This window comes from Xanthobacter sp. NM-59 (assembly GCF_021401125.1).
In the GTDB taxonomy this organism is placed as follows: domain Bacteria; phylum Pseudomonadota; class Alphaproteobacteria; order Rhizobiales; family Xanthobacteraceae; genus Xanthobacter.
Window position 1 is genome coordinate 25,613 of record NZ_JACBFQ010000019.1, and the last position, 7,135, is coordinate 32,747.

General features: G+C 68.3%; 7 protein-coding genes. 5 read left to right on the plus strand and 2 right to left on the minus strand.

Features of this window, described 5'->3' with window-relative positions:
* Positions 1–213: 213 nt before the first annotated feature.
* Positions 214–1,677, minus strand: coding sequence for a peptide MFS transporter (locus L0966_RS21815; RefSeq protein ID WP_234054214.1), 1,464 nt, complete (start codon positions 1,675–1,677; stop codon positions 214–216).
* A 209-nt stretch (positions 1,678–1,886) separates the two neighbouring features.
* Positions 1,887–2,315, minus strand: a complete 429-nt coding sequence (locus L0966_RS21820) for an organic hydroperoxide resistance protein (protein WP_234054215.1) — start codon at positions 2,313–2,315, stop codon at positions 1,887–1,889.
* Between the two features lie 165 nt (positions 2,316–2,480).
* Here L0966_RS21820 and L0966_RS21825 point away from each other — a divergent pair, with 165 nt between their 5' ends.
* The 5 genes from L0966_RS21825 to L0966_RS21845 form a co-directional block, all read left to right on the plus strand.
* Complete coding sequence (locus L0966_RS21825; protein WP_234054216.1) at positions 2,481–2,963, plus strand: MarR family winged helix-turn-helix transcriptional regulator; 483 nt, start codon at positions 2,481–2,483, stop codon at positions 2,961–2,963.
* 340 nt (positions 2,964–3,303) lie between these two features.
* Entirely contained in the window at positions 3,304–4,119 is an 816-nt protein-coding gene (gene rimP / locus L0966_RS21830) for a ribosome maturation factor RimP (RefSeq protein ID WP_234054217.1), read from the plus strand.
* Positions 4,119–5,726 carry a transcription termination factor NusA gene (nusA, locus tag L0966_RS21835; protein WP_234054218.1) on the plus strand — a complete coding sequence of 536 codons (1,608 nt, stop codon included), beginning with the start codon at positions 4,119–4,121 and terminating at the stop codon, positions 5,724–5,726. The genes rimP and nusA overlap by 1 nt, the downstream gene beginning before the upstream one ends.
* A 33-nt stretch (positions 5,727–5,759) precedes the next feature.
* Positions 5,760–6,581: an RNA-binding protein gene (locus L0966_RS21840; RefSeq protein ID WP_234054219.1), complete on the plus strand. Its 822-nt coding sequence runs from the start codon at positions 5,760–5,762 to the stop codon at positions 6,579–6,581.
* A partial coding sequence (locus tag L0966_RS21845) for a translation initiation factor IF-2 associated domain-containing protein (protein WP_234054220.1) occupies positions 6,578–7,135 on the plus strand: 558 nt, incomplete at its 3' end. The genes L0966_RS21840 and L0966_RS21845, both read left to right, overlap by 4 nt.

Consider the following 7,135-nt stretch of genomic DNA (forward strand, 5'->3'; position numbering starts at 1 on the left):
GCTCGGCGCAAACACCGCGGCCCCATGAGCTGGAGTGCGTCCCCGGTCCCGCGAAACACGGAAATGCTCGAGCCCGTGACGCCCTGCACACTTGAGCGCCAAGCGGATTTCGACGAGGGACCCGGGCGGCGAGCGCAGGTCTCAAGCGGCGCCCGCGGCTTCCGCCTGAACGCAGCCCATAGCCCGCCCCGCCTGCGCCCCGGACAGCGTCCCTCAGTGGTGCGCCCCGAGGCGCCGCATCACGGGCAGCAGAGCCAGGAAGACCACGGCCGCGCCGAGGCCGAGCAGCGCCACCTTCATGTAGACGCCCGCCACCGCGGCCGCATAGGCGGCCATGCTTGCGGCCGCGCCCTCGGGCACGGTGGCGATGGAACCGATCCAGCCCGCCGCATAGGCGCCGAAGGAGGTGGAGAGGAACCACGCGCCGAACATCAGCCCCGTCAGGCTCGGCGGCGACAGCGCCGAGATCATGGACAGCCCCACCGGCGACAGCGACAATTCCCCCGCCGTGAGCAGGAACAGGCCGCCCAGGACCCAGAGCATGGAGGCCGGCTCCCCGGTGACGCTCGCCCGCCACGCGCCGATGGCGATGAGGCTGAAGGCCAGCCCGGCCAGCAGGATGCCCATGAAGAACTTGAGGCCGGTGGAAGGCTCCCGCCCCCGGGCGCCCAACGCCCCCCACAGGCGGGCGAACAGCGGCGCCAGCACCAAGATGAGGAAGGGGTTCACCGATGTGAACATGGCGGTGGGCACCTCATAGCCCAGAATGTGCCGGTCTATGGCACGGTCTACCAGCAGCAGCACCGGCCCGTCCTTCTGCTTGAAGAGCGCCCAGAAGAAGCTGGCGAACAGCACATAGACCAGGATCGCCACCAGGTGCCGGCGGTATTCCGGCTCGGCCGTGAAGGCACGATACACCACATAGGCATAGGTGAGGCCGCCACCCACCAGCATCATGGTCTTGGCGCCGTCGGGCACGGCCAGAAGCCAGGTCATCACCGGCACGGCCACCAGGGCCGCCACCACCACCGGCAGCACCAGCTTCGGCCGGCGACACGCCATGGTCGCGGGCGCGTAATGACGCGTGCCGGCGACGAACACCACGAGGCCGATGGCCATGCCCACGGCCGCGAGCCCAAAGCCCAGGTGCCAGTCGATCTTCTGGCCCACATAGCCGACGATCAGCGTCGCCAGCAGCGCCCCCACATTGATGCCCATGTAGAACAGGGTATAGCCGCCATCCCGCCGCACATCATCGGGCCCATAGAGCTGGCCCACCACCGCCGACACCGACGATTTGAAGAAGCCGGTGCCGATGACAATGAAGGCCATGCCCAGAAACAGGCTGTTCTCGGCGAACGGCGTCGCCAGCACGATATGGCCCACCATGATGATGAGGCCGCCGATAATGATGGAAAGCCGGAACCCCAGCACCCGGTCCGCCAGCGCGCCGCCGATGATGGGAGTGAGGAAGACGAAGGCGGCATAGGCGCCATAGGTCAGGCTGGCGCGCGCATCACCGAAGCCCAGCACGTTCACCATGTAGAGCACGAGCAGCGCCTGCATGCCGTAGAAGGAGAAGCGCTCCCACATCTCCGCGGCGAACAGAAAATAAAGGCCGGTGGGCTGGCGCGTCTCCACGCCGGCCGCGCCGGCCCCGATGCTGGCAACGCTCATGCTCTTCCCCCGCCGGAGCACGGCGAGGGAAACACGCCGCCTCCGCCCCCTGATGAAACCGGTCCCAGAGTAAGGCGGAACCGGCCGGGTCCAAGGGGGTCTTTGGGGCGATCGGCCATCTTTTGCCGCGCCGTGATCTTTTCGCAGCGGCAGCCTCTCTTGCCCGGCATGGAGGTGGCCCGCGCCGATTACGGGCGGGCCACCGGCAGTCACACCAGGCTAAGGGCCACGTTCACGTTGCCGCGGGTGGCGTTGGAATAGGGGCACACGAAGTGCGCCTTCTCGATGAGGGTCTGAGCCGCCTCCTTCTCAACCCCCGGCAGGTCGATAGCGAGGGCGATATCCAGGCCAAAGCCGCCGTCCGAGCGGGGGCCGATGCCCACGGTGGCGGTCACAGTCGCGTCGGCCGGGACCTTCACCCCGCCGCCCTGCGCGGCAACGAACTTCATGGCGCCAAGGAAACACGCCGCATAGCCGGTAGCGAAGAGCTGCTCGGGGTTCACCCCCTCCCCGCCGGGGCCGCCCAGCTCCTTGGGCACCACCAGCTTCACATCCAGATTGCCATCGAGGGTGCCGGAACGGCCATCGCGGCCACCGGTGGCACGGGCGGAGGTGCGGTAGAGAACATTCACGGACATGGGGACTTCCTTTCTTGAACCAGGGGTCATGGGGTTAAATGCGCTTACGATTAAATCGTGCACGATATATCTCGCCGCCGAGACGGCATGTCAAGCGCTTGCGATTAGATCGCGCGATAATTATTTTGCCGAAGACCCGGTTCCCGGCCCGAACGGAGCCCCTCCATGACCAAACCGCCACCGCCCAGCGAGCCCCTGCGCCCGCGCCTCGACCAGCTTCTGTGTTTCGCCATCTATGCGGCGGGCCATGCCTTCAACCGCGTTTACAAGCCCTTGCTCGACGCCATCGGCCTCACCTATCCGCAATATCTCGTGATGCTGGCGCTATGGGAGCAGGACGGCGAGACCGTGGGTGCCCTTGGCGCGCGCCTCTCCCTTGAATCGAGCACTCTCACCCCGCTTTTGAAGCGGCTGGAAGCCATGGGGCATCTCACCCGCGCCCGCGACACGCGGGACGAGCGCGTGGTGCGCGTGCGACTCACGCCACAAGGGCAAGCGTTGCGCGAGAAGGCGCAGAGCATTCCGGCGTGCATTCTCGACGCCACCGGCCTCGCTTTGCCGGATCTCGCCCGCCTGCAGCAGGACATCACGGCCCTCACCGCCCATCTGGAGCAGGCGAGCCTGGTCGCCGGTGACGGCAGGAGCTGATCTCACACACCTCTTGGCCTTGCCCACCAAGCCCCCGGCATGCGGCACAATGCCGTTCGGCGGGGGCGCGGGGCGGATTTTCCCGCAAAGGTCTGCGTGTCGCCGCGCGGCGCGTCTTGCTTATGCCGCGATTCCAGCTATATTTGCGCCAGTCCCCACATGGGGATGCCTCAGCGCCATCGCAGTCGAAGGTGATGAGAGTGGGTCCCCGCGGGGGTCCGCTCCGTTTCTGTTTATCCGGGCTTTCCCGGTCTTCGATCGCAGACGCTCCGGCCCTTGAATTGAGACCCGGCGGCGTGCGCTTTCGACCAGCCCGTCCGCCCAGCCGTCCCGGAGGGACATGACCGACACCCGCCTCGAGCGCGACGACCCGAACGAACCGCGCCTCATCACCGAAACCGGAGTGGCCGCCCGCGTGGCCGCCATCGCCGATGGCGTGCTTGGCGCGCTCGGCTTCCGCCTGGTGCGCGTGAAGGTGACCAATCGCGACGGCGGCACCGTGCAGATCATGGCCGAGCGTCCCGACGGCTCCATGACCATCGACGATTGCGAGGCCGCCTCCCGCGCCCTCTCCCCGGTTCTGGACGTGGAGGACCCGGTCGCGGGCGCCTACCGCCTGGAACTCTCTTCCCCCGGCATCGACCGCCCGCTGGTGCGCGCTTCGGATTTCGAGCGCTGGGCCGGGCATGAAGTGAAGGTGGAGATGAGCGTGCCGGTTGCCGGCCGCAAGCGCTTCCGTGGCCACCTGGTGGGCACCGAGGGTGACTCCGCCGTGGTGCGCCGCGATGACGCGCGCGCCGACGAGGAAGCCACCGTCCTGCTGCCCATGGGCGACATCCACGACGCGAAGCTGGTTCTGACCGACGCCCTCATCACCGCCGCCCTGCGTGCCGCCAAGGCCGCCGGCGCCGAGCTGGACGAGGACGAGGAAGCCTTCCTGGAAGGCGAAGGCGGCGAGATCGCCAACGACAATCTGGCGGACGACAACGCGCCTGCCGCGCCAACCCGCAAGCCGGTGGCCAACAAGGCCGCCACGGGCAAGGTCGCCGGCAAGAAGGCCAAGAACAGCGCGACCGGCAAGAAGCCGTCCAAGAAGAAGTCGAACGCCAAGAAATCCAATTTCGAGATCATCAGCACCGTGAAGGAGACGCACTGATGGTGGCCGTCAGCGCAAACCGACTGGAGCTTCTGCAGATCGCCGACGCGGTCGCGCGGGAGAAGTCCATCGACCGCTCCATCGTCATTGCCGCCATGGAGGATGCCATCGCCAAGGCCGCGCGCTCGCGCTACGGCCAGGAGACGGACATCCACGCGGACATCAATCCGCGCACCGGCGAACTGCGCCTCGCCCGCCACCTGCTGGTGGTGGACGACGTGGAGAACCCGGCCACCGAGATCACGCTGGACAGCGCGCGCCGTCACAATCCCGTGGCCCAGGTGGGCGACACCATCGCCGACACCCTGCCCCCCTTCGACTTCGGCCGCATTGCCGCGCAGAGCGCCAAGCAGGTCATCGTGCAGAAGGTGCGCGAGGCGGAGCGCGACCGGCAGTATGACGAATACAAGGACCGCATCGGCGAGGTGGTGAACGGCCTCGTCAAGCGCGTGGAATACGGCAACGTGGTGGTCGATCTCGGCCGTGGCGAGGGCATCCTGCGCCGCGACGAGCTGCTGCCGCGCGAGACCGTGAAGACTGGCGACCGCATCCGCGCCTACATCTACGACGTGCGCCGCGAGCCGCGCGGCCCGCAGATCTTCCTCTCCCGCACCCATCCGCAATTCATGGCGAAGCTGTTCGCCCAGGAAGTGCCGGAGATCTATGACGGCGTGGTGGAGATCAAGGCGGTGGCTCGCGATCCCGGCTCCCGCGCCAAGATCGCCGTCATCTCCCGAGATTCTTCCGTCGATCCGGTCGGCGCCTGCGTCGGTATGCGCGGTTCGCGCGTGCAGGCGGTGGTGAACGAGCTGCAGGGCGAGAAGATCGACATCATCCCCTGGAACCCGGACATCGCCACCTTCATCGTGAACGCTTTGGCCCCCGCCGAGGTGGTCAAGGTGGTGCTCGACGAAGAGCGTGAGCGCATCGAGGTGGTGGTGCCCGACGCCCAGCTGTCGCTGGCCATCGGCCGCCGTGGCCAGAATGTGCGCCTCGCCACCCAGCTCACCGGCTGGGACATCGACATCATGACCGAGCAGGAAGAGAGCGAGCGGCGGCAGAAGGAATTCGCCGAGCGCACCAAGATGTTCTCCGAAGCGCTCGACCTGGATGAGATGATGGGCCAGCTGCTTGCCTCCGAAGGCTTCGCCTCGGTGGAAGAGATTGCCTACGTGCCACTTTCGGAGCTCGCCTCCATCGAGGGCTTCGACGAGGATACCGCCGCCGAGCTCCAGGCCCGCGCCCAGAAGCATCTGGCCGAAGTGGAGGAAGCCCTCGACAACCGCCGCAAGGAGCTCGGTGTCGAGGACGACCTGAAGCCGTTGCCGGGCGTGACGTCCAAGATGCTGGTGGCGTTCGGCGAGAACGACATCAAGACGGTGGAGGATCTGGCCGGCTGCGCCACGGATGACCTCATTGGCTGGTCCGAGCGCAAGGACGGCGAGACCATCCGCCATGCCGGCGCCCTCGACGGCTTCGAGTTCTCCCGTGAGGATGCCGAGCAGCTCATTATGCATGCCCGTGTCGCCGCAGGCTGGATCAGCGCCGAGGAGGCCTCCGACGAGGCCGAAGAGGACGCTGACGCCACGCCCCCGGCCGGCGCCTGAGAGCAAAGGAGATGACCCGCAGTGCTTGCAGAAATGGTCGAGGTGGAGACGGACGAGGGACCGCGCGGGCTGAGCTCGCCGCGGGCGCCTTTGTCGCGCCTGTGCCTGGCCACGCGGCAGGTCACGCCGGTCTCACAGATGCTACGCTTCGTGGTGGGGCCGGACGGACAGATCGTCCCTGACCTCACCCGGAAGCTCCCGGGACGCGGCGCGTGGGTTCGAGCCACACGCGCCGACCTGGAAACCGCGTTGAAGCGCAAGGCCTTCGGCCGCGCGTTCAAAGGCAAGGGCACGCCCACACCAGGCCTTGTGGCCCTGGTGGAAGGCCTGCTCGAAAAGGACACCCGCGCCAGCCTCTCGCTCGCCAACAAAGCGGGACGGGTGGTGACGGGCACCATGAAGGTGGAGCAAGCGCTCGCCTCCGGCTCGGTCGCAGTGCTCGTGCACGCCTCCGATGCGAGCCCCGATGGCGTTCGCAAACTCGATGCCCACGCCCGCCAGGCGGCCGCCTCCGGCTCGCGGGTTGCGGACATCGTCAATTCCCTGCCCGGCGTTGATTTGGACTTGGCGTTGGGGCGGTCAAATGTGGTACATGCGGCCCTGCTTGCGCATCCGACGACAGCGGGATTTCTCGCGCGCTGCCGCAAGCTCGAACGCTGGCGGACGGGGATCCCCGCCGGCGACGAGCGCGGGGCGCCCGTGAGCGGGGGCCGTGAAACACAGGTTTCTCAAGAAACCCCGGTTTCTGACGCTCTGGTTTCCGAGGCTCTGATTTCCTCAGGCGATCACCAGAGTGGCGAAGACAAGGACAGCAGCCGAGCGCCCGGCCGGATGCAAGGAACGGATACGGAATGAACGATACGAAGACACCCGGCGACAAGACGCTCCACCCCGCCTCCGGCAGCAAGACGCTCACCCTGAAGCGCCCGGTGGAACAGGGCACTGTGCGCCAGAGCTTCAGCCACGGCCGCTCCAAGGCGGTCGTGGTGGAGAAGGTGAAGCGCCGCGTCATCCCTGGTGAGACGGCCCAGCCCGCGGCTGCCGCCCCGGCGGCGCCGGCCGCCCCCGCGCGCCCTGCGGCAGCGCCCGCCGCGCCGGTCACTGCCACTCCGGCTCCCGCCGCCGCATCCCCGGCCGCGCCGCAGGCGAAGGCCCCGGCGGCACCCGCGCCCGCCGCGCCGGCGCCGGTCGCTCCCGTTCAGGCTGAGGCACCCGTGTCAGCGCCTGTCGCCGCACCCGAGCCCGTCGCGGCCCCGGTGGCGGCGACCCCGGCTCCCGCCGCACCGCAGGCGCCTGCTCCTGAGGCTCCCAACACGCCCGCTCCAGCGGCCCCGGCCGAGGCCAAGGCTCCTGCCGCCCCGCAGGCCGCAGCGCCGGCCGAGGCCCCCAAGGCCGCGGCGACGCCGGCT